Origin of the sequence: Streptomyces sp. NPDC085927, from assembly GCF_044540975.1 — a bacterium.
GTDB classification, from domain to species: Bacteria; Actinomycetota; Actinomycetes; order Streptomycetales; family Streptomycetaceae; genus Streptomyces; species Streptomyces hirsutus.
On the sequence record NZ_JBITSN010000005.1, the window covers coordinates 509,797 to 530,645 of the forward strand.

The 20,849-nt window shown below is 68.2% G+C and carries 18 protein-coding genes and 6 pseudogenes; 15 read left to right on the forward strand and 9 right to left on the reverse strand.

Translation table 11 applies throughout. The features are described from left to right. The first annotated feature begins 112 nt into the window (after positions 1–112). Complete coding sequence (locus ACIF80_RS16940) at positions 113–1,108, forward strand: hypothetical protein (protein WP_399805100.1); 996 nt, start codon at positions 113–115, stop codon at positions 1,106–1,108. 199 nt (positions 1,109–1,307) lie between these two features. Here the strand turns inward: ACIF80_RS16940 and ACIF80_RS16945 are convergent, their stop codons facing one another. Further along, on the reverse strand, positions 1,308–1,511 hold the full coding sequence (locus ACIF80_RS16945) for a hypothetical protein (protein ID WP_399805102.1): 204 nt from the start codon (positions 1,509–1,511) through the stop codon (positions 1,308–1,310). Positions 1,512–1,575: 64 nt separating this feature from the next. Between ACIF80_RS16945 and ACIF80_RS16950 the strand changes: the two genes are divergently transcribed. Continuing rightward, positions 1,576–2,154 carry a TIGR03086 family metal-binding protein gene (locus tag ACIF80_RS16950; protein ID WP_399805105.1) on the forward strand — a complete coding sequence of 193 codons (579 nt, stop codon included), beginning with the start codon at positions 1,576–1,578 and terminating at the stop codon, positions 2,152–2,154. A 297-nt stretch (positions 2,155–2,451) separates the two neighbouring features. Here the strand turns inward: ACIF80_RS16950 and ACIF80_RS16955 are convergent. The 3 genes and pseudogenes from ACIF80_RS16955 to ACIF80_RS16965 all read right to left on the reverse strand — a co-directional run. Beyond that, positions 2,452–3,051 (reverse strand): annotated as a pseudogene (locus ACIF80_RS16955) (transposase); the annotation flags it as partial. A gap of 333 nt (positions 3,052–3,384) precedes the next feature. After that, a complete protein-coding gene (locus ACIF80_RS16960; RefSeq protein WP_399805108.1) occupies positions 3,385–4,350 on the reverse strand; it encodes a YihY/virulence factor BrkB family protein in 966 nt (321 codons plus the stop codon). Positions 4,351–5,326: 976 nt separating this feature from the next. Further along, positions 5,327–5,650: a hypothetical protein gene (locus ACIF80_RS16965; RefSeq protein WP_399805111.1), complete on the reverse strand. Its 324-nt coding sequence runs from the start codon at positions 5,648–5,650 to the stop codon at positions 5,327–5,329. 607 nt (positions 5,651–6,257) lie between these two features. On the opposite strand from ACIF80_RS16965, the gene ACIF80_RS16970 reads away from it, so the two are divergent. After that, the gene (locus tag ACIF80_RS16970; protein ID WP_399805114.1) at positions 6,258–7,304 is read left to right on the forward strand and encodes a hypothetical protein; all 1,047 of its coding nucleotides are present in this window, start codon (positions 6,258–6,260) and stop codon (positions 7,302–7,304) included. 751 nt (positions 7,305–8,055) lie between these two features. Beyond that, a pseudogene (locus ACIF80_RS16975) lies at positions 8,056–8,280 on the forward strand (ATP-binding protein); the annotation flags it as partial. Positions 8,281–8,893: 613 nt separating this feature from the next. Here ACIF80_RS16975 and ACIF80_RS16980 read toward each other — a convergent pair. Continuing rightward, positions 8,894–9,097, reverse strand: a pseudogene (locus ACIF80_RS16980) (IS5/IS1182 family transposase); the annotation flags it as partial. Positions 9,098–9,141: 44 nt separating this feature from the next. Then, on the reverse strand, positions 9,142–9,702 hold the full coding sequence (locus ACIF80_RS16985) for a hypothetical protein (protein ID WP_399805117.1): 561 nt from the start codon (positions 9,700–9,702) through the stop codon (positions 9,142–9,144). A 300-nt stretch (positions 9,703–10,002) separates the two neighbouring features. Here ACIF80_RS16985 and ACIF80_RS16990 point away from each other — a divergent pair, with 300 nt between their 5' ends. Then, positions 10,003–10,854 (forward strand): phosphotransferase enzyme family protein, encoded by an 852-nt coding sequence (locus tag ACIF80_RS16990; RefSeq protein WP_399805120.1) that lies wholly within the window; start codon positions 10,003–10,005, stop codon positions 10,852–10,854. A 343-nt stretch (positions 10,855–11,197) separates the two neighbouring features. Here the strand turns inward: ACIF80_RS16990 and ACIF80_RS16995 are convergent, their stop codons facing one another. Then, positions 11,198–11,428, reverse strand: a complete 231-nt coding sequence (locus tag ACIF80_RS16995) for a hypothetical protein (RefSeq protein ID WP_399805123.1) — start codon at positions 11,426–11,428, stop codon at positions 11,198–11,200. Between the two features lie 193 nt (positions 11,429–11,621). On the opposite strand from ACIF80_RS16995, the gene ACIF80_RS17000 reads away from it, so the two are divergent. The 4 genes and pseudogenes from ACIF80_RS17000 to ACIF80_RS17015 all read left to right on the forward strand — a co-directional run bounded on the left by ACIF80_RS17000 (position 11,622) and on the right by ACIF80_RS17015 (position 13,987). Next, positions 11,622–12,002, forward strand: a complete 381-nt coding sequence (locus ACIF80_RS17000; protein ID WP_399805126.1) for a DUF6461 domain-containing protein — start codon at positions 11,622–11,624, stop codon at positions 12,000–12,002. Positions 12,003–12,082: 80 nt separating this feature from the next. Then, positions 12,083–12,244: a DUF6461 domain-containing protein gene (locus ACIF80_RS17005; RefSeq protein ID WP_399805129.1), complete on the forward strand. Its 162-nt coding sequence runs from the start codon at positions 12,083–12,085 to the stop codon at positions 12,242–12,244. A 396-nt stretch (positions 12,245–12,640) separates the two neighbouring features. After that, complete coding sequence (locus ACIF80_RS17010; RefSeq protein ID WP_399805132.1) at positions 12,641–13,021, forward strand: VOC family protein; 381 nt, start codon at positions 12,641–12,643, stop codon at positions 13,019–13,021. Positions 13,022–13,108: 87 nt separating this feature from the next. After that, positions 13,109–13,987 (forward strand): annotated as a pseudogene (locus ACIF80_RS17015) (IS5 family transposase). 28 nt (positions 13,988–14,015) lie between these two features. On the opposite strand, the gene ACIF80_RS17020 reads toward ACIF80_RS17015, so the two are convergent. Next, a complete protein-coding gene (locus tag ACIF80_RS17020) occupies positions 14,016–14,363 on the reverse strand; it encodes a VOC family protein (RefSeq protein ID WP_399805135.1) in 348 nt (115 codons plus the stop codon). A gap of 215 nt (positions 14,364–14,578) precedes the next feature. Between ACIF80_RS17020 and ACIF80_RS17025 the strand changes: the two genes are divergently transcribed. Further along, on the forward strand, positions 14,579–15,292 hold the full coding sequence (locus ACIF80_RS17025) for a hypothetical protein (RefSeq protein WP_399805139.1): 714 nt from the start codon (positions 14,579–14,581) through the stop codon (positions 15,290–15,292). A gap of 643 nt (positions 15,293–15,935) precedes the next feature. Here ACIF80_RS17025 and ACIF80_RS17030 read toward each other — a convergent pair. Next, entirely contained in the window at positions 15,936–16,826 is an 891-nt protein-coding gene (locus ACIF80_RS17030; RefSeq protein ID WP_399805142.1) for a TIGR03620 family F420-dependent LLM class oxidoreductase, read from the reverse strand. A gap of 114 nt (positions 16,827–16,940) precedes the next feature. Between ACIF80_RS17030 and ACIF80_RS17035 the strand changes: the two are divergent. The 5 genes and pseudogenes from ACIF80_RS17035 to ACIF80_RS17055 form a co-directional block, all read left to right on the forward strand. Next, a pseudogene (locus ACIF80_RS17035) lies at positions 16,941–17,482 on the forward strand (transposase); the annotation flags it as partial. 429 nt (positions 17,483–17,911) lie between these two features. Beyond that, positions 17,912–18,697 (forward strand): BTAD domain-containing putative transcriptional regulator, encoded by a 786-nt coding sequence (locus tag ACIF80_RS17040; protein ID WP_399805145.1) that lies wholly within the window; start codon positions 17,912–17,914, stop codon positions 18,695–18,697. A gap of 486 nt (positions 18,698–19,183) precedes the next feature. Next, positions 19,184–19,686 (forward strand): annotated as a pseudogene (locus ACIF80_RS17045) (MarR family winged helix-turn-helix transcriptional regulator). A gap of 32 nt (positions 19,687–19,718) precedes the next feature. Next, a complete protein-coding gene (locus tag ACIF80_RS17050) occupies positions 19,719–20,390 on the forward strand; it encodes a hypothetical protein (RefSeq protein WP_399805148.1) in 672 nt (223 codons plus the stop codon). A gap of 192 nt (positions 20,391–20,582) precedes the next feature. Then, positions 20,583–20,846 (forward strand): hypothetical protein, encoded by a 264-nt coding sequence (locus tag ACIF80_RS17055; RefSeq protein WP_399805150.1) that lies wholly within the window; start codon positions 20,583–20,585, stop codon positions 20,844–20,846. Positions 20,847–20,849: the final 3 nt, after the last annotated feature.

Below are 20,849 nucleotides of genomic sequence, written 5' to 3' on the forward strand. Positions count from 1 at the left end.
CGCTGGAAGAGGAGCGGACGCCGCAACGCCGTCGTCCGTCTGCGCAGGTCCCGTACCCCGGCCGTGGCCGACAGGCACGGGCACTGTCGGACCTGGCCGCTAGCCTCACGCCATGCCACGCACTACACCGCCCCGCCCCGTCGACATCACCGCAGTATTCCCAGAACTGGTGCCGCTGGCGCGCCCCGCCGTTCGTCTGCACCCGCGACCGGGCGCGCCGACGGCGGCCGCCAGCTCCGTGGGCGGGCCGCTGCTGTGGCCTGCGGATGAACCCTGGCCCACCTGTCCGGAGCACACGGGCCCCTGGCTGGTCGGTTACCACCCGGACGACCTGCGCAAGCAGCGACGCATCCTCACCGAAGGCTGGGCCCGCCCCAGAACCCGGGGAACCGACTTCCTCACCCCCGACGAACGCGCCTTTGTCGAGGGCCTTGGATACACGGGCGTGCGTCTGCCCGTCGACGGCCCCGTGCCCCTGCTGCCGGTACTACAGGTCCACGCCCGCGACGTCCCCTCACTGCCCCGCCCGCCCGGCACCGACCTGCTGCAGGTCCTCTGGTGCTCCTTCGAGCACGGTGAGGACTGCATGCCGGGGGTGCAACTGCGCTGGCGCTCGGCCGAGACCGTCGGCGCTGTACGGGATACCCCGCCGCCTGCTGTGGTCAGTGAGGGCGAGGCGCTGCCGGAGCCGTGTCCCCTCCACCCCGAGACGGTCATCGAGTACCCCGCCCCGCACGAACTGGAGGAGGACCTGCGCAGGCGGATCCACGCCTGGGAGGAGGGCCGCCTGTACGACTACCACGGTGACCTCGCCGTGGCGCCCGGCTGGAAACTCGGCGGGTGGGGCAACTGGAGCTTCTGCGACCCCTGGCCGATCCTCTGCCAGGACTGCGGCAGCACGATGCGTCCTTTCCTGACGGTGGACAGCTCCGAATGGGACGGAGGCACGGGCAGTTGGTGCCCGCAGGAGGAACCACCCCCGACGCAACAGCCGCTGTATCCGCGTTCCCACGAACCTACGATGATCTCGATCGGCCGCGGCTACACCCTGCAGGTCTACCTGTGTCCCGACTCCTTCGACCACCCTCATCAGCAGGTGATGCAGTAGGCGCCCTGGAAGAGGAAGGGCCAGAGCTGACCATCGTGGGTTCTCGCCTCGGCACAGGCGGATGGGGTCGGTTGCAACTCCGTGAACCTGGATCCCTGCGCGGGCCAGGCCTGGGCTGCCGCGGCGTGTTCGCGGGAGCCGGGCCATGATGTGGGCGACACGTAGCGGAGGCCGGCCCCCGTGCCGACAGTTCCCTGGTTCAGCGAGGTTCGGTGAAGCCGGACAGCTCCAGCGGCACGGGAGTCCACCCGTTACCGAACGCGGCCTCGTGCGGCAGGAGCCGGTAACCGTCCACGAATGGGGTCAGATCCGCCGGAGTCGGCTCGTGGTCGAGCCGGAACCGCTCCGCCGCGGTGTGCGGGTCGAGGATGGCCCGCTGTCGCTTTTGTTCAATACCCGTCATCGTCCTCCTGTCCACTATGCCTGAGGGCAAGTGGGGAAGGGATGGCACGGAGACGAGATCTGTGATGGCCCGGGCCTCGGAAGCGGCGATGGACATCGTGCGCGGGATCGGGCCGGACGAGTTCGGCGGAAGCACACCGTGCCCGGAGCTGAAGGTCGGGGCACTCCTGAATCACCTGATCTTCTGGACCAGCGTGCGGGGGCACGCCGCGGGACTGAAGCAGCCTCCACAGGCCCGGCCGGATGAGGTGGCGGAGGGACATGACTTCACCGCGGAGCCGGATTGGGCCGAGGCGTATGCCGCCCGGTCGGCGGCGACAGCCGCCGTCTGGAGCGATCCGCGGGCGTGGGTCGGCGAGACGGCGCTGACCGGGAGCGGGCGGATGCCGGCCCGCTTCATCGGTGGGATCGTGCTGGGCGAGTGGCTGCTGCACGGCTGGGACCTGGCGGTGGCGACCGGGCAGAAGCTGAACGTGGACGAGGAACTCGCGGCGGCGCTGTACGAGGATATCGCCGGCAAGGCCGAGATGGCCAGGCGGTACGGGGCGTTCGGCCCCGAAGTCAGCGTGCCTGCGACTGCGCCGCTGTTTGACCGCGCTCTGGGACTGGCGGGCCGCGACCCGTCGTGGAAACGCCGAGCCTGACCGCATGTGAACGCACGTGGGTCCGTTGCCGTCCCAGGTGCCCAGGTGCCCAGGTGCCCAGGTGCCCAGGTGCCCAGGTACCCAGGTACCCAGGGACCGGAGCTTTGGTGGTGCGGATATGGAGAACCGCCCGCAGGTGCTGCACACCCGTGGAGCGGGTGGAGAGCAGGTGGACGCTGGGCGACAGCCGGTCGGCCGGCAAACGCGCCACTGTGCTCTTTCCCGCGCCGCGCGGGCCGGTGAGGACGCTCACCTTGCCGGGCGTAGGAAGCGACGCCGCATTGGTGGGCGGCTGGTTCATACGGCGATCTCTTCGCTGCGTTCGGCCAGGTGACCGCCTTCGAAGCGGGCTCCGGCGCGGACGAGGGCAACGAGGTGGGGTGCGGTGATCGCGCGCCAGCGGGCCTGGGCGGATTCGGCGAGCTTGAAGACCATGGCGAGTGCGGCGGCCGGGCTGCCCGCGCTGCGGGTGACCCTGGTGCGGAGCTTGACGGTCGAGAAGGTCGACTCGATCGGGTTCGTGGTACGCAGGTGGATCCAGTGCTCGACGGGGAAGTCATAGAAGGCGAGCAGTTCGTCCGTGTCGTCGGCGCTCTTCTGGACGGCCTTGGGCCACTTCGCGCCGTACGTCCTGGCGAACGCGGCGATGGCCTTCTCGGCGTGTTGCCGGTCCTCGGCGTTGTAGATCTCCTGCAAGGCCTTCTTCGCTCCGGGCTGCGCGGACTTCGGGAGGGCGTTGATCACGTTCCGGGTTTTGCGGACCCAGCAGCGCTGGAGGCGGGCGGCCGGGAACACCTCAGCGAGCGCCTCCCACAGTCCCATGGCGCCGTCGCCGACGACGAGCTCGGGATCTTGCATGCCGCGCCGGCGGCAGTCGCGCAGCAGGTCGGCCCAGGACGCGAATGTCGCTCATGTGCTCGCGGCGGCCGTGGTGGCGGACGAGGGCCCGCCAGTTCGTCAGGTGGGCAATGGCGTGCTCGACGCGGATGCGGCGCGAGGAGTGTGCCCACGACACGTCATCACTCCGCCGAAGTACCAGCCTCATGCCTGACCAGCGGAAATGCGGCGGTGTCATTCGGAAGGGCAACGGCTTCCGAGCGGTGTGTTCGTCATGTGGGGAGGGGCTGAGTGGGGGGACATGGTGGTGGGCGGGCTGCCGTGGCAGGGGCTGCAGAACTGACAACACGGCAACGGCACGCCTCGTACCGGCGCGGCGTGTCCCCTCGACGGTCAGCGGCCCGGCCCGGGGTCCGGCCGTACCGCGGTGTCGATACCGGCACGCGCCGCCTCCAACTGGGCCGCGAACGCGATGCCGAGGAAGAGAACGACGGCGGTGAGGTTGGCCCACAGCAGCAGGGCCACGAAAGCGGTGAGCGGCCCGTACAGGGCACCGAACGCGCCGCTCCCCTCGACGTAGAGTGCGAGCAGCCACGTCGCCGCGACCCATAGCAGGAGATGAACGGCTGAGCCGAAAGCCAGCCACGTGTAGCCGGGCTGGACCCGTCGGGGCGACCAGCGGAAGATCACCGCGGAGGCGACCCACGCCAGCGCCAGCCCCACCGGCAGGTCGAGCGCGCCCCACCACCCCGTGTCGCTGCCCGGACCCCCGACCACGCGGGCCACCGCGTCGCCGACGGCGTCGCCGGCGACGAGCACGACGAAACCGAGCACCAGCGGCAGACCGGCCGTGAACGCGAGGAGGATGGCCCTGCCGTATTTACGAGGGAAGGGACGATCGCGTTCTATGCCATAGATGCGGTTGGCGCCCCGCTCGATCTGGCCCATGGCCGAGGCGAGGTTCAGCAGGGCGAAGCCCAGACCGAGCCACAGGGCCAGCGTGGCCCCGAGGTCGTGGTGGGCACTGCGCCGCGTCCCGTCGAAGGCGTCCTGGACGAGGCCGGCGCTGGCACCGGGCACGATCCGGCCGAGGGTGAGTTCGATGACCCGGCCCACACTCTCGGTGTGCACCGAGGTCGCCAGGCCCACCAACGCCACGGTGCAGGGCACCAGGCCGAGGACGACTTGGAAGGCGAGCGCCCGGGCGTTGGTGAACCCGTCCGCATAGCGGAAGCGGGCGAAGGAGTCGGTGAGCAGCCGCAGACTTCCGTAGTGCCGCAGCGCGGCGAACGCCTCGTCGCCGGAGAGTTCGTCCCCGATCATGTCCCGGGTCTGCGGGACGTGGACGACGGTTCCCATGCGCGTACACTCCTCGCCTCAAGTGGGTCTGCTCCACTTATTGCTCGCCCTTTTTTCCGACATCACACCTCCGGGGTGAGGCGGTGGCTCTGTGTCGTTGAAGCGAGCAGCACCGTGGTTCTTGCCTCGGCACAGGCGGATGGGACCGGTTGCGACTGCATGAACCCGAATCTCCTCCCTTGGGTGAGAAGCCGTTGCTTTCCGTATCTGACGTGTGGGTTTCCGCAGGTCGGGTGTGATGTGCCCGTCATCCAGGCATGCTGTGGCCGTCCGGCGGCCCTGGATGACGTGGAGGTCGCGGATGCCGTCGATGCGGGCTGCGCCAAGAGTAGCGAGAGGGCGTTTTGAAAGGATTCGACAGGCAGCAGTGGGTGCTGGATCCTGGCGGACGTTCGTCGGCGACCACTCCCACGACGCTGTACGAGGCAGCGCTACGCGATACTCGTCCTATGGAGTGGTCCGAGCAGGCCCAGGCAGCGGAGAACAGCGCCGGAATGGGGGTGCAGCCATCGCGTTGGTAAGCGCCCATGCCGAGTGCTACTCCACCGATCCCTACAGGCACGACAGCCATCTGTGGCACATGGATTTGCTCGCCTGTGCAGAACGGCTCTCGGAACCCACGGAGCGCGCTCTCACGGATGTCCACGCACGTCGGAGACTCAACACATCGCTTCGCGAGCGGGGGAGGGAGGCGGCGCTGCGCAACCGCGTCAAAAACGGTGATCGTGGTGCCCTGTACGTCCTTGTTCGGCTGCTGTGTGAGACGAGTCGGACCCAAGAGGTCCATCAAGCGGTCCACGACCCCGGCCCGGACGATCAATACGCACACCAGATCGTGGCCCGCTTCCGATCGCCATCGAGCGGTACGCAGTAACGCTCGGCACCTGCCTTATCCGACCTGTCAGAAGACGGTTCGTGGAGTACGTCGTTCTCGGGTGAGGCTGAGTCGGTGCAACTGAGCGCGGTACTCGGGCGGTTACTGCTTCCTGGCGAAGCTACCGGTGTCGACCTTGGTAAGGAAGCCGAGCTTGGCCAGGCGTTTCAGCTTGGCGCGGGTGCCTTCGATGTTCTGCTGACCGTGGCCCGAGCCCAGCCGACGGCCACCGTCGCCGCGACCATGACAGCCACGCCGACCGTGAAACCCGAGCCTGCGCCGACCGTGGAGGTTGAGGTAAGGGAGACGGTTACCGCGAAGCCCGCCGCCGACTCCGGCAGTCACCTCGACCGCGACGGCATCGGCTGCGACTGGGGATGGACAGGCGAACGGCCCGCTGCGACGGGGGATGCGCAGCGGGCCCATGCCAGTGTGGCACGGGACGGGATGGGGACGGCTACTTTGACTGAAGCCGCTTTTGCGCTTCGCCCGCAAGGATGCGCTGCTTGCACTCCCACAGCTTCTTCCGCTCTTCCCGAGTCAGCTCATCCACGAGTTTGTTCGCCTCGTCCCAGGCCGAGGAGTGGGTTATCCCGGCGGCTCGCCTGGACCCGCACTTCGAGTCGATGCCCCTGCGTGTGCGGCTTGATCGCGGTGGCCGGTGGGATTCCGGTGCGGGTGGGCGAGGGCGCGCAGGAGCTTTCAGTCCTCGGGCTGGGGCCGGCAGCGGCCCGCCTCGGTGACGAACAGTTGCCCCCTCGGTGCGTTCGCCTGGCTGACCAGACGGTTTGCCGACGGGACTGCCATGATCGAGTCGCCCCTTGGTGCATTCCAGCACCATCCGTGGCCGCAAAGCCGGCCACGGCGGCTGTCACCCGTTTGGCCCCGTTCGCGCGGGCGCCCTCCTGGCACCTTCTGTGCGCTCCCGGCCACCCTCCGGTTCCATCGCGGCCGTCAGCATCGCGCCGCACACCTGTGCGCCATACTGTCTCAAAAGGTGCGAAACATCCGGCGAGCTCACGGAGGCGGACCCATGCGCAACAACGCCGAGGAGGACGAGGGCCCCGTCGCGGAGCGCGACCTGGACGACGGCGAACCCAACACCGAGGACGTCGACAGGTCCGCCGAGCCGGAGCCGTACGGCGACGAGGAGCCGGAACCCTACAACGAGGACGAGGCGGCCACAGCCCACGAAGACACCGAAGCTCCCGGTGGTGGGCCGGACGGTAGGCGCGCGACGGCCGACGCGGCTCCTGACGTCTTCCTCGACGTTCCTGTGCTGAAGGTCGACCAGATCGACTTGGACGTGGAGAACCTGCGGGCGCATGTCTCACTGCAGGCCGAGGTGTTGGACTTGTTGAAGTTGAACGTGGGCGCCGACGTCGCGCTCGGCCGGGTGCACCTGGGTATTTCGGGCGTGGAGGCGCAGGCCCAGCTCAAGGTGCGTCTCGACAACGTCGTGACGATTGTGAACCGGGTGCTGACCACGCTCGATCGCAACCCGGAGATCGTTCAGGAGTTGGTGCGCGGGGTCGGGTCCGCCGTACAGGACGTCGGTGGCGGCGCCCGTCAGGCCGTTGGGGAGCTGGGCACGGGCGCGGGGAGGGCAGTCAAGGACGTTGGCCAGGGCGCCGGGTCCGCCGTACAAAACGTGGGGCGCGGTGCCGGCGGCGCGGTCGAGGACGTGGGACGCGGCGCCGGGAGGGCCGCGCAGGACGTGGGTCAGGGCGCCGGGCGAGCGGCGGAGGACGTCGGTGCCGGGGCGAGCCAGGTCATCGACGACGTCGGTGAGGCTGTCGACGACACCGCCGGGGACGTGGCTGAGGTCGCGGGCGACACTGCGCAGAAGGGTGGCGAGGCCGTCGAGGACGTCACCGAGACGACAGACGACACCGCGCGCCGAACGAGGTCGGCCGGATCGAGCACGTCGCGCAGGCCCGCCGGCGGAGACCGGGACCGGACCGCCCGGAGCGAGAGCGGCACCCGCGGCACCCGCCCGCGCCGGGTCCGCGGCGAGGACGGGAAGGAACCACGTCGGCCCACCCGCCGCACCACCGAAAGGCGGGACGAGCCGCCTTGAACGGCTGACGCCCCTAGGCCACAAGGCGCCAGTCGGTCCGCCGTCGGCGGAGGCGAGGACTCGGAACCGGACGTCTCGTTCCAGGCGACGGTCCGATCCGAACGCCTCCGATTCGCGGAGGAACCGCGGACAGCCGTCAGCTTCCCTGGCACGGGCGAACGTGAATCAACGTCCCACAGCGACCGGACCAACCTCCCCGACAGGGTCGTCCCCGGCCGGCAGTACGACGACGTCACCGTCGTCTACCACCTCGCAACCCGATTCACCGGGCAACCGGATTGCGGGCGGAACGGCCTGGGCGGCAAGGGCGCGCGCTGAAGGGACCACGCCGAATAGGAAGCAGCCGAGACGCCAACCACGAAAAAGCGAGACGCGTGTATCAAAGCCCTCAGGCGCCCGGCGTTCGTTGCCATCGTGTCGTTTCAGAGAGGGTAGCTGGTGTGGCGGGAGTGTTGTGGGCTGGGATGTTGATGGTTTTTGAGAAGGAGTGTCGGAGGTCCGGGGCGGGGTGGGTGATCGTGAACGCAATCCGCTAGATCGTGGACAATGGCGCAAAGAGGGCGGGCTCTGCCTGCGGACTCTTCTCCGTGGGAGACGGTTCACGGGTTCTTCTGGAGGTGGAACCGGGCCGGAGCGGTCACCTATATCCGTGCCCAACTCCGCCGCCGCATCCACACCGGCAAAGGACGCTGCCCCGTGACGCTGATCGTCGACTCCCAGTCGGTCAAGGCCGCCTCCACCGTCGCCCGGCCTCGACCCGCGCAAGGTCAAGGACCTGGCCACCCTGTCGTTCGTCGAGGCCAAGGCGAACACCGCCCTGCCAGGGCCGTCTGGAGTCGGCAAGACCCACATTGCCGTCGCCCTCGCCCTCGCCCTCGCGGGCTGCCGGGCCGGCTACTCGATCTACTTCATCAGCCTCGGCAACATGGTCCGCAACCTCACGGCCGCCGAGTCCGTAGACCGCCTGACCAGTGAGAACAGCAGAGCCCGTCATCGGATAACCATGATCTCCGGAAGGGGCTGCTGCCACTCACCCAGTTCCTCAACGAGAATCCGACGGGCCAACCGCCGGGCCAGAGCCCACCCTCCATCGGTGGACAGCGCATCCCTTGCCCATCGATCAGCGTTCTCCCCGCCGCTCATCCTGTGAGCACATTCATCCGTACTTACCGAGCGCTTCCGCGAGTACGCCGACACCGTAGCCAAACTGACGGTTGGTGAATGCCTTACAGGCGCGGGTAGTTACCCGAGTGGCGGGTATGCGGTGACCGATGGTGGGCAAGACGTCGAGCGTCATGCAGGGGAGGGGACAGTGATGAGCCTTGCTGTGGTCGGAATCGGGTTTACAAGTAACCCCGCCGCCACATGGCTCCTTGGAGGTGCGGTCATGCTCATTGCCGCCCTCTTCCGGTACTGACGGTACAAGCGGGATCAGAAGTGACCGGCCCGTACCCGCTGGCAGTGAACCGAGAAGAGGGTGGATACATGGAGCTGGCGAAAAGGATATGGCCTGACGGGTCTTTAAGGGCCGTCCCGTAAATAACCTCTGACGTGCTGGGTGATCTGTCCGTTTCCGTGTCACCCACCGATTGGCGCAGGGTCAGGTTCATGCGCCAATCGGCGGCGACCAGCAGCACGCGGTCCTTCAGTGGCAGGTTCCGGAGCCGGCCCTTGTGTACTGGGTCCATGCCTTCGCGCCGCGGCGCGGTGACGAGTTCGCTGAACCGGCACGGGCTCAGCCCGGTGAACGGGATTGTCCAGGTCGGTTCCGACGTCGTGATCACACCAGTCACTGCGGGACAGTTGCACGGGCCTCACAAGTGCTGGCCTGCGGTGTTCAGGAGGGGTCTCGCTGCGGTTCCACAGCCTTGAGCAGGCACTCGCGGTCGTCTGCGCTGATCAGCCCGTCCGGAAGGGTCTCGTCATCCAACAACGCGCACAGCGCAGAGGCGTGTGCGGCGAACGCGGTCCTGCACCATTCACGTTCCGGGTGATCGCAGTCGTTGCCGAGGAGCAGCACCTGGCGTTCGTTGTCCGCGTCGACGGGTTGAGAAAGCTCCGCGGCAACGACCAAGAGGTCGACCAGGCCGGGGCGCATCGCGATGTCAGGGACGGCTGCCAGGCGGATCAGGAAGGGCAAGGCAGCCGACATCGCCGCGCTCGCGTGAAAGACGCTGTCCATCAGGACGTTGTCCAGCACGCGCAGGGCCTCGGGGCCGGCGGCTTGATCGAGGAGACCACGGAGCAGGAACGGGATCCCAGCAGGACAACCGGGAATCTGCGACCAGGCGGCATCGGCGCAGCCCACAAGCGCGGGGTGGTCGCATTCGGCTTGCCCTGTCTGCGGATACTCGCGGAGGAACTGAGCGACGGCAGCCTCTTTGGCCGCCGCATCCACTACGCACATCCCTCGGGCCTCCGCCCTGGCTCACACGACATCGCCCCGATGAGCGTCCGCCGGATGAAACTCTTCCTGGGGCGGGCGTCGAGCGCAAGCGCCAAGGTCACTGGTGCCGCGACCGGAATCGTTTGCGTTGTTTGACGGTTGTCGGCTGAGCAGCCGAAGGGGCAGATCGCCGATTCAGTCGCGCCTTGCCCGTCGCGCTACCGCGGCTCTCCATCGACAACTTGGTATGGTGCGCAGGTCGCACCGCTTGGAAAGTTATGGCCGTGCGCAAGGGAGAGGGGCCAGGCGACGATGCAGGCGTCAGAGGTCCCGCGTGCGGTGGCCGCGGCCATGTCGACCGCCTCATCACTTGGCCTGACAGTCGACGACGCGATCGTTCTTCATGACTCGAACAAGCTCGCTCTGCGTCTGCTGCCTTGTGACGTCCTGGCCCGGGTGGCACCTGTAGCACATCAGGTCGCACAGTTCGAAGTCGAGCTTGCTCAGCGGCTCGCCGAATCCGGGTGCCCTGTGGCTGTTCTCGAGCCTCGAGTGGAGCCACGCGTCCATGAGCGCGATGGCTTCGTGGTCACGCTATGGACCTACTACGAACCAGTGACACCTCGAGAGGTCTCACCAGCCGACTACGCCAATGCGCTCGAGCGGCTGCATGCCGGCATGCGCAAGCTCGATGTCCCGACGCCGCACTTCACGGATCGGGTCGAGCAGGCTCAACAACTCGTGGCGAACCGCGACCACACTCCGGCGCTCGCCGACGCGGACCGGGAACTGCTCGGCGACGCGTTACGAAACCTGGGACGAGTGATCCGCGAGCGTGGCGGCGCCGAGCAGCTGCTGCACGGCGAGCCGCACCCGGGCAACGTGCTCACCACGAAGAACGGGCTGCTGTTCATAGACCTTGAGACGTGTTGCCGTGGGCCCGTCGAATTCGACCTCGCCCATGCACCTGAAGAAGTCAGCGAGCACTATCCGGGTGTCGATCAAGACCTGCTGCGCGAGTGCCGGATCCTCGTGCTGGCGATGATCACAACGTGGCGCTGGGATCGAGGCGACCAACTCCCCAACGGGCGCCGGCTGGGCACAGAGTGGCTCGGCCAGATCCGAGCAGCGCTCGATCACAACGGCCTGAATACCCATGGCTGATCGCGGACCTTCGAGGTCGTAGCCGGTCGGCTGTTGATGTCGGGATCCACCGTGATCCTGGCCCTGGCCGGTCGGGGGCGAGATCCAGTCGCGCATGCCGACGGCTCGATTACCGATTCGGACTCCGTCAAGACAAGGCGAACGCTGCCGGTCGCGGCACGTGCCGCTGCAGTCCGCGACGCGCCGATCGGGGTCCATTCCTCATCGGCGCGTTCAGCGAACACTGGCGGCGCGGCCAACAGATTTCAGGTTCGGGAGAGCGACGATGTCGAAGGCAGGCGCTGCTGCGGATCATCCGCAGGGGCACCGGGTCGGTGGTGACTCGGCCGCGGGCCCAGAGCGTTCACCACAGGATGCCGAGTGTGCCGAGAACGAAGACCAGGACCGCCCAGCCGAGCCGCTGCGACACGGAGCCGCACAGCGGAATCACGGTCCGCGCGGGTGTGCCAGCCATGGACAGCAGACCCACCGTCAGCGGCAAGCTCAACGCGAAGAGCGGCACCGCCGCGCCGGCCCCACCAGCCCAGGCCGTCATCAGCAGCCCGAAGCCGAGCGTCGGCACCGCGGCCGTCATCTTCGTCCAGAGCAGAAAGAGATGTAGGGCCGTTGGCGTCCCTCTGCCACTTGTCATGCCGCAGATCCCGGAAGTCAGTATCCTGGATTAGCGAGATCCCAGGTTGCGCTACCGACCCCCGGCATCTTCGCACCCGCTGGCAACCCAACCATGGATAGGAACCTGCCACAGCCCTGTGACAGCATGACAGCTCATGAAAAGTGAGTCGTCCAATCGCTCATGGCTTCGGGACTTCCACGGTGGTTACCTGCTCGAGGGGTACACCCTGACGCTGGTCCGCGGCCTGTCCCCACAAGAGTTCCTCGATCGCATTGACGCTGATCCGACGGGAGAGGTTACCGGTTTCGAAGCTTTTGTGACACGGGACCTTGAGTTTCAGGACAGTCAGACGGACTGGGGCGACTTCATGTTCGTTGGCGCCACCCGCGTCCGCGGCAAAGACACCGACTGGGTCCTCGCCCTCGAGATCAACGGCGGCATCGAGATCCGGGCCAACGGCATGCAGAACGCCACTCGCCGCACCCGGGGTGTCTCCCATTTCTGCAGCCCTCACGCCATGACCCTGTTCTCCTGATGGGAGGACGGTGAACTGCGCACCAGGTTCGAAGGCCCACTTCACCGCGACGGCATCAGGTCGACGAACTCGTCGACCTGATGCGCCACGTGGGTTTCGACTTCGAAGAAGGCAGATACGACCTCGAGGAGTATGTTGCGCTCGCCGAGGAGCTCACCGGAGTCCACGTGACGCCAGACATGCTCGAGCACGCTATATATGGCACGGGCGTCGTCGAGGTCCCCAGGATCACGCCCTGCTGATCCCGGTCGGGTGAGCTGGTGATGGCTGCGGTGCCGGGCGTCCTGCACGAACACCAGCCCGCTCTCCGTCACCGTCAGGGCATGGCCCACCCGCAACCGTGCGGCCGTACGATCCGACACCGCCCGCGGGGGCCGCCAATCCCGCATTCCGGCCACTCGGAGGCGACCGGCGCCCCGTACTGGGTGACGGACCAGCTCCTGGGTCGTGTCTCAAAGTCGGCTTCCCTTCCGCATGGCCAACGGCCTTGCCCAGCTGCCCGGACAGGGTCGGCCCTGAAATCATTCGCCCGTGCCCGCCTCGTCCGGTACGGTCGCGGGATTGTTTTCACTGCTGGGAGCCCATGGGGTTCGCGTGCGGCCTCCCCGGCAGTTCCCAGGCTGAGAGCAGGTTTCGTTATGGCATGTCGTATCAGTGAACTCGTACTCGGTTGCCGCGACCCTGAGGTGCTGGCGCGGTTCTGGTGCGAGGTCTTGGACTTCGTCGTGCTCGATCGCGAAGGGGACGACTGCATCGAGATCGGGCCGCGCGAAGGGTTCGGCGGTCCGCAGCCGACGATCATCCTCAGTCGCAGGGATGAGCCGGAGAAGGGGAAATCCCGGCTGCACATCGACGTCAACGCCACCGACCGCGATCAGGACGCCGAGCTCGAACGCCTCCTGAAGCTCGGTGCGCGCCCGGCCGACATCGGCCAGACAGGGGAGGAGCAGTGGCATGTTCTGACCGACCCCGAAGGCAATGAGTTCTGCCTGCTCAAGGCCCGCCTCGCCCCACTCTGATGCTCATCGGTCACGCCGAGGTCTCCGGTAGAGGGTTCATCGACCAAGAAGAACCTGAACACCGGAGACCTCGTGACGACCCCAGCGGTGACGAAACGGCTTGACCTGACCGATGAGCAGTGGGCGCGACTGGAACCGCCGTTGCCTGTGCCCACGCGGTCGGCTCGGCTGTCGGCGTGGACGAAACGGCAGCTCATCGACGGGATCAGGTGGCGGGTGCGGGCCGGTACGCCCTGGCGGGACGTCCCGGACTGCTACGGCTCCTGGCGGGCGGTGTATACGCTGTTCCGGCGGCGGCAGCGGGCCGGGCATGGACGCAGATCGTCACCACCCTGCAAACCCGGGCGGACGCGGCCGGACTGATCACCTGGGGCGTCAGCGCGGACTCAACGATCGCCCGGGCGGACCGGCACGCCGCCGGCGCCCGCCGACACCCTGGGCTGCGGCAAGAGCCGCCGGTGGCCTCTCGGCAGAACCAAACGGCCACGCGCTGGGACGCTCCCGCGGCGGGCTGACCACACCAAGATTTACCTGGTTTGTGAACAGAGCCAGAAGGTGCTGTCCCTGGTCGTGACCGCTGGGCAGCGCGGCTATTCGCCCCAGTTCCAGGCCGTCCTGGACGGCATCAACGTCCCGCGCATCGGCGCAGGCCGTCCCCGCACACGACCCGGCAAGGTCCGGGCCGACAAGGCCTACAGCTCCCGCGCCAACCGCGCCTACCTGCGCCGACGAGGCATCGCCTGCACCATTCCCGGACCAGCGAACCAACAACAACACCGCAAGAGCCGCGGCCGCCGCGGCGGCCGCCCTCCCAGGTTCAGCCCGGATGACTACCGAGCCCGGCACGCGGTCGAATACAGCATCAACCGGCTCAAACGCCGCCGCGCGGTCGCCACCAGATACGGCAAACTCGCCGTCCGCTACGAGGCGACCGTGCTGGTCGCAGTCCTCAACGAGTGGATGTGACCAGCGCTGTCCTCCTGGCGCGTGAAGGTCAGCGGTGGCTCAGAACGTTGACCACGTGGCCGTTGGGGTCGCGGACGAAGAACCGCCGTACTCCCCACTCCTCGTCCTGCAGGGGGTGAACGATCTCCGCGCCGCTGTCACGCATGACCACGTAAGCCGCCTCCACGTCGTCGACTTCGACGCTCATATCGGGGGTGACTGGGGCGGTTTTGTCGCCGGTCATAACGCTGACCTGCGCCGTCGGACTAGACGGCGAGGCAAGCGTCACGATCCAGCCGAGATTCATGACTTCCTCAAAGCCCAGCAGGCCATAGAACTCCCGACTCTCCTGCGCAGCCTCTGACTGGATGATGGGCATGACACGGCGAACGGCCATCGACGACTCCGGATGAGAACAGACACGGATCCAGCACTGTCCAGGGGTACTACGCCCCGTCCGTCGCCGCACGCACTTTCGCAACACGCCCTGGTGCCACTCTCCGCTACCACCGAATGTGAGACAGGGCCGTTCGTTCGACAGACCCGCCGGAGGCGGCGCGAGCGGCGGTCGTCACCGCGGTGAGGAGGACCGTAGCGGGCCGGGCGGGCCCTGTGCCCGATCCGGTGCCGGACCTGGATCCGCCGGGACTGTGCTGGCTGGCGGACACTCCGCGGTGGAACGCCCCGCACGACTCCTACCGGTGTCTGTGGGTGGAGGGCGCGGAACCGGAGGCGCTGCCCGACCTGGTCGGCGAGGGCGGGTGCGCAGGCCTGACCGCTCCGTCCGGCCGCCGGACCGGGTGGTTCCACCACGGTCCTGGGCAGTGGGACGACCTGGCGCCGTGGGAGGACCGGGCCGTTGTGTCGGTGGGCCGGACGGGCTCCGGGTGGGCGTTCGCCTGTGACGCGGCTCCGCGGACGTCGGCGGCCGGGCACTTCTTCGTCTCCCCGGCCGCCGACGCCTCGCGCGGTGGACGCGCGGTGGTGCTGCGGGCGCGCAGCGCTCGTGACGGCCGCCTGGCGGTGTTCCACCTGTCGGTCACCGAGCGGGGCGAGGAGCTGTACGCGTACACGCTGCGCGGCACAGACGTCGAACGCTCGGGGCCGGTGCCCGGGACCCTTGATCCGGAACGGGTCCTGCACGGCGTCGGCGAGGCGGACCGCGAGCGGTGCCTGCTGGCCGCCGTGCAGGACGAGTTCGGTCTGTCCCTTCCCTGGCACGCCCTGGTCGAGGGCATACTGCCGCAACTGACCACACGGTCCTGGAACCGTGCGCCGCGGGAGGGCGAGGCCTACGCGTACGCCACAATCCGCTTCGGACGGTGACGAAGACGCGCCACCCGGCGCGGGCCGCCCACGCCGGGACCGCGGGAACCACCGGGAATGGTGCGGGGTGAGGGAGCCCGGTCAATGTGGCTGTCGTCACGGCAACGGGCCAGGGCTGGTGGGTGAGTGCCGAGTGTCCACGCATGGAGCGAGTCCACCCGGCACTGAGCCGACGACAAGCGCGCCCTCGACGAGCGCGGTGATCCCGCCGGCTCCCGCCCGGAGTTCTTGTCCCGTCCGCCGTGTTCGGCCCACTGCCGTCCCGGGTGAGGCTGAAGGGTGAGCGGGCCGATCTCGCCCCCACGCCCTGACGGCTCCCTCAGACACTCACACACCCAACAACGTGGCAGCGCCTCTCCAACTGCTCACGCCGTTCGGGCGGCATGGCCCCGGCCGACGACTCCACCGACAGGCCCTCGACACGCCGCTACTCGATCTGGTCGGCCTTCCGGGTGGCTGCTGACTTTCGCTCCGTTGCCGTGCTGCCGGGTCACTTTGGTGTCGGGCCTGAGCGGTGCTGAGCCGGGGCTTTACATGCGTTGGTTGAGAAGTATTCGTCCGCCTCGTGAGATTGACCAGCTCAACGAGATGAGAGTCAGCGGTGGCAGCACCTTCATGTCCGGCTGCCCGTGCGAGCCGTCCTCTACAGCTCGTCGGCAAGTGCCCTGGCCAGCTGACGCCATTCGGCCCGCGGCAGGCCGGCGCCGCCCTTGTCGGCGGTGAGCACCTGGAGCGCGACGTGGTCGGCGCCGGCGTCGAGGTACTCCCGCGTCCGGGCCCTCACGTGCTCGGCGTCACCCAGGGCGAAGAGGGCGTCGAGGAGACGGACACTGCCGCCGCCTTCGAAGTCGCTCTCCGCGAACCCAAGGCGCAGCAGGTTGTCGGTGTAGTTGGGCAGTCGAAGGTACATCCTCAGCATGTTCCGCGCAGTGGTGCGGGCCCGGTCGAGGTCGGTGTCGAGGACTACCGACAGCTCCGGGGCGAGCAGCGCGTCGGGGCCGAGCACCTCGCGTGCCTCCGCCGTGTGCTCGGTGGTGACGAGATAGGGGTGTGCGCCCAGCGCCCGGCCGGTCGCGAGCTTCAGCATCTTCGGGCCGAGCGCCGCGAGGACCCGATGTCCGGAGTTCACGGGCGGGGCGGCGGCGTCGAGTGCGTCGAGATAGGCCACCATCGCGCTGTACGGCTTCGCGTACCGCGGCACCATCGGGCCATGGCTGACGCCCAAGCCGAGGACGAATCGTCCGCGCGCACTCGCGTCGATCGCTGCGATTCGCGCCGCCACCTCCTCGGCGGTGTGGTCCCAGATGCTGAGGATGCCGGTGGCCACAGTGACCGTACGGGTGGCGGCGACGACAGCCGCGGCGTCGTCGGGCGAGGGACTGCCCCCGATCCAGAGAGTGCCGTACCCCAGCTCTTCGAGCTCGGCGACCGCATCCGCGATCGCCTCTTTGCCCGCGTCGTCCGCCCGCGACCCGTGCAGGGCACTGCTCCAGATGCCGACCCGTCCGAATGCCTCGCGCGTCTCAGAAGTCATGGTGTGATCAACAACGACCCGTGCCTGCTATTCCCGGCTGGGCGGGCATTCACCCGTTTCCCGCACTCCGACTATGAGCCTACCGCCGCACCCCCGTACCGGGGTGCTGGAACCGAACCGGGCGGCGAGATCCGCTACGGCGCCCGGGTCGCCGAACTTGCCGACGACTGTCTCACCGGCTGGCGAAGGGAATGCAGCTGATCGTCCGCAAGAAACGCCCGCACCCGGGGCCCAGTTGCGCTTCACCGACGCCGACGGGATGCGGCTCACTGCGTTAGCCACCAACACCGCCGACATCCTGATCGCCCAGCTGGAGCCGCGGCACCGCCGGCGGGCCCGCGCCGAGGACCGCATCCGCGCGGCCCGGGCCCGCCGGCCTGCGCAACCTGCCCTTGCACGACACCGCGCAGAACCAGATCTGGCTGGAGATCGTCCAGATTTCCCTCGACCTACTGGCCTGGATGCCCATGCTCGCTCTGACCGGCACAACCCGCGGGTGGTAGCCCCGCCTGCTGAGGCTCCGCCTCTTCTCTGCCACCGCCCAGATTGTCACCACCGGCCGACGTCGCATCCTCCGCCTCGCACGCCACTGGCCCTGGACCGGTGCGATCACCGACGCCCTGACACGACTCGAAACTCTTCTGAACCCTGGCTGACCAGCACGTTTCCGCCCCTCCAACCAGCATCACCCCGGTCGGAGCCGTGGAACCCGGCGCTCACCCGACGCGACAGCCGGGCCACCAGAGCGCCCACCACCAGCCAAAACACCGAAACGGCCCGCCAAAGAAACCGACGGGCCGTCACGAAAGATCGAGGATGGCGCACCCAATTGACCTCACCCCGAGAATCACTATTCGAAAAACTGAATAGCAGACGATTGAGAGATGGGATATCCTTCGCGCCGGCTCAGGCCCTGGAAAGCCACCGCGGACGACGTCTGCTTTCAACAAGCAGGAACAATTCGACAAGCGCGCACCGGCACAGCAAGATGGGTCTGTAGGACAGTAGATCGTAAGCCTCTGGGCGACGACAGCGCGGTCGGCCGACGAAAGGCCATGGCCAACCGCCTAAGGGTCAAGGCAACTATGACGGCACGTGATCTCGCTTCCTCCGCTCTGGCCGTGAAGACCCGGCCCTCCGTACACATCACCCTCCTCGGCGGTTTTGACCTCCTGGTCAACGACGTTCCGGTGGCGGCCCCCGTGGGCTCGAAAAGACTTCTGGCATTCGTAGCGCTCAATTGCCGCACTCCCGTGCCCCGGAGCCTGATCGCCGGAAACCTCTGGCCCAAGGTTCCCGAGCACTGTGCGTACACGAACCTGCGGGCGGCGTTGTCACGGCTCCGAACCATCGGCAGGAGGGCGCTGGAGGTGCACCCCACCGAGATCCGGCTCGCGCGGAACGTCACAGTGGACCTGTACCACGCGCGGTCATTGGCCCAGCGGCTCCTAGCGCCCCGCGTCCCGGCGGAGGCGCTTCACGTGACGGCGGCGACCGTCGACGAACTCTCCGCGGACCTGCTGCCCGGCTGGTACGACGAGTGGGCCCTCCTGGAGGCCGAGATCTGGCGCCAATTGCGCCTGCACGCCCTTGAGGCGCTGGCGAACGCCTTCATCGACATCAAGGAGTTCGCCGGAGCGGTGTCGGCTGCCCAAGCAGCCGTTCAGGCGGATCCTCTGCGAGAGAGCAGCCAGACCTCTCTCATCCGCGCCTACCTCGCCGAGGGCAACACCTCCGAGGCCGTACACCATTTCGAATGGTACGCGCAGCGCCTCGGCGACGAGCTGGGACTGTGCCCCACGAAACGCTTGCACCAACTCGTGGCCGATGTCCGGCGGACGCACAGTGTCAACGGGTCGCTGCGGCGATAGGCAGTGCGCGATCGCCGCACCGTCCCTCCCGGGCCACCGGCGCCGTCGACCCGCCCCCCGGGACTGACACGGAACGCTCTGTTCTGTCCGCGGTCCGGTCCAGTCGGCTGATCTCCGTTCGGCCAACAAACGGAAACGGGCGCCCCGCTCGTCACTCACTTCCTATAAACCGCTTTCCGTCGGGCTTTCTGAATACGTTCAGAAAGCCGTGGGGTCCGGCGGCGAAAGGGAACACCCGATGGGCAAGGGGGTCAAGGCCGCCGTCATCGGTGGTGTGTTCGCGGTGATGGTGGACGGGGCCGGGTACGGTGCCTACAACATCGTCTCGGCTGTGAGCGGTGACGGGGCAGCGGCGCGAGCGCGTCGGAGACGAAGAAGTCCGTGCCGCCGGACAAGGGCTAGGCCGAGGAGGCGAGCAAGAAGTTCTTCACGGCCTGGGGGAAGGGGCGGGCAACGCAGGCGGCCTCGTATGCGGTCGAGGGCACGCTGCTGCTCGACGACCGCCGTGCTTCGCGCTGTACGCGGCGCAGCGCGCGGTGACGGCTGCCCACCGGCCGCTCCTCGACGACCTGGGTCTCACCTGTCCCCAGTACCTGGCGCTGCGGGAGCACGGCGAGACGACGGTCAAGGACCTGGTCGGCGTGCTGCGGCTCGACTACGGCACCGTCTCCCCACCGCTGAAGCGGCTGGGGGCGGCCGGTCTGCTGCGGCGGGGGTGGTCGGCCCGGGACGAGCGGTCGGTGCTCGTCGCGGTCACCGGGCGAGGGGAGGAACTGCGCGAGCGCGCGGCGCGGGTGCCGGGCACGCTGCTCTCGGCGGCGGGGCTGGGCGCGAGGGAGGTCGAGCGGCTGCGCGAGGAGCTGTGGCGGCTCGCGCAGCGGGCGGGGACGGGGGCGGACCGCGCCCGCCGACCTTGCGCTCGCCGGAAACCGGGCCTCCTGGCACCTGGGACACGCGGCCGTCACGCCCGCGTCACGCCCGCGAGGTAACGCTGAGGGGGTTGCAACGAAAGGAGCGACTCATGCGTCCCAAGCGCTATCTCGCGCTGCTCGGTGTACCGCTCGGCGCCTCGTTCATGCTGGTCCCGGGCGGCTCGGCCCAGGCGGCGGAAGCCTCGCCATCGGTTGTGCCCAGCGCAGTCTGTTCGGCGATTGCCGACGCGCCCCCCAACCCCTTCGGGGGGATCCGGGGCAGCGGATTCTCGCCCAACGAACAGGTTCGGATCTCCGCGGACGGGCAAACCATCAGGAACCCAACCGCAAACGCCGCGGGCATAGTCGGCGTCAGCAACATCAGTTTGACGGCTCGGAGCTACACCCTGGTAGGCCGGGATTCGGGAATCACTGCAACCTGCGTTGGTCTGGCAGTGACCACGCCCACGCCTACCGACCCGGCAACCGGAACCACTGCCGTACGGGACGAGGGACGCAGGGACGGGTTGGCGGACGGTCTGGCCGGCTGCCGTCTGGGCCGCGTTGTGACCGACGCGCAGGAAGACGAGGAAGGCCCAAGGAACGCGGACTATTTCGCCGGTTACACAGCCGGCAAGGCGGAGGCCTTGAACCGTACTGCCTGCCTCAACAAGCCGCCCCAGACCACCCAGCCCGGCCAGACCGACCGCGATCAGCAGAACGGCCAGAACGACCGCGATCGGCAGGGCCGCGGAGAGCGTGACCGTGGGGGCAACCGCTGAAGGCAGGGCGAGCGAGCCCGGTCGCGTGCCACCCATGGCGGGGACGGCGGGATGACCGCCGCCCCCGCCGCGCAGTGGGTCCCCGGACAGCCGTTACCGCGGTCGCCACCCCTTGGCAGTGAGACCGGCCCTACCGGTCAGTACCTTGTGCGCGATGCACTCGGGCACACCTGTTTTCGGGAGAGGCCGGCCATGACCGACAGCACTGCCGTCGGCACCCGGCCGACGAAGATCATGTACGCCGCCGAGGCCACCGCTCATGGTGAGCGGGTCGGTACCTGTGCGCTGATCGAGGTGCTGTTGCCGGCCCGGCACATGGACCACGAGCAGGTCGTGGCCGGTCTGGCCGCCGCCTACCGGGCCGGGGCCCTGACCGCCGACGCGGTCGCTTTGGAGGCCCGCAAGCTCGCCGAGTCGGACGGCGACCCGATCCCGTGGCACACGGTCGACCTATAGTTG

Bases quoted from the DNA above. Each gene is read 5' to 3' on its own strand.
- ACIF80_RS17020 (WP_399805135.1), bottom strand. From the start codon at position 14,363: ATGGCCGTTCGCCGTGTCATGCCCATCATCCAGTCAGAGGCTGCGCAG.
- ACIF80_RS17040 (WP_399805145.1), top strand. From the start codon at position 17,912: ATGACGGCACGTGATCTCGCTTCCTCCGCTCTGGCCGTGAAGACCCGG.
- ACIF80_RS17030 (WP_399805142.1), bottom strand. From the start codon at position 16,826: ATGACTTCTGAGACGCGCGAGGCATTCGGACGGGTCGGCATCTGGAGC.
- ACIF80_RS16950 (WP_399805105.1), top strand. From the start codon at position 1,576: ATGGCCCGGGCCTCGGAAGCGGCGATGGACATCGTGCGCGGGATCGGG.
- ACIF80_RS17010 (WP_399805132.1), top strand. From the start codon at position 12,641: ATGGCATGTCGTATCAGTGAACTCGTACTCGGTTGCCGCGACCCTGAG.
- ACIF80_RS17000 (WP_399805126.1), top strand. From the start codon at position 11,622: ATGAAAAGTGAGTCGTCCAATCGCTCATGGCTTCGGGACTTCCACGGT.
- ACIF80_RS16995 (WP_399805123.1), bottom strand. From the start codon at position 11,428: ATGACGGCCGCGGTGCCGACGCTCGGCTTCGGGCTGCTGATGACGGCC.
- ACIF80_RS17050 (WP_399805148.1), top strand. From the start codon at position 19,719: ATGCGTCCCAAGCGCTATCTCGCGCTGCTCGGTGTACCGCTCGGCGCC.
- ACIF80_RS16945 (WP_399805102.1), bottom strand. From the start codon at position 1,511: ATGACGGGTATTGAACAAAAGCGACAGCGGGCCATCCTCGACCCGCAC.
- ACIF80_RS16970 (WP_399805114.1), top strand. From the start codon at position 6,258: ATGCGCAACAACGCCGAGGAGGACGAGGGCCCCGTCGCGGAGCGCGAC.
- ACIF80_RS17005 (WP_399805129.1), top strand. From the start codon at position 12,083: ATGCGCCACGTGGGTTTCGACTTCGAAGAAGGCAGATACGACCTCGAG.
- ACIF80_RS16990 (WP_399805120.1), top strand. From the start codon at position 10,003: ATGCAGGCGTCAGAGGTCCCGCGTGCGGTGGCCGCGGCCATGTCGACC.
- ACIF80_RS17055 (WP_399805150.1), top strand. From the start codon at position 20,583: ATGACCGACAGCACTGCCGTCGGCACCCGGCCGACGAAGATCATGTAC.
- ACIF80_RS16960 (WP_399805108.1), bottom strand. From the start codon at position 4,350: ATGGGAACCGTCGTCCACGTCCCGCAGACCCGGGACATGATCGGGGAC.
- ACIF80_RS16940 (WP_399805100.1), top strand. From the start codon at position 113: ATGCCACGCACTACACCGCCCCGCCCCGTCGACATCACCGCAGTATTC.
- ACIF80_RS16965 (WP_399805111.1), bottom strand. From the start codon at position 5,650: ATGGGCCCGCTGCGCATCCCCCGTCGCAGCGGGCCGTTCGCCTGTCCA.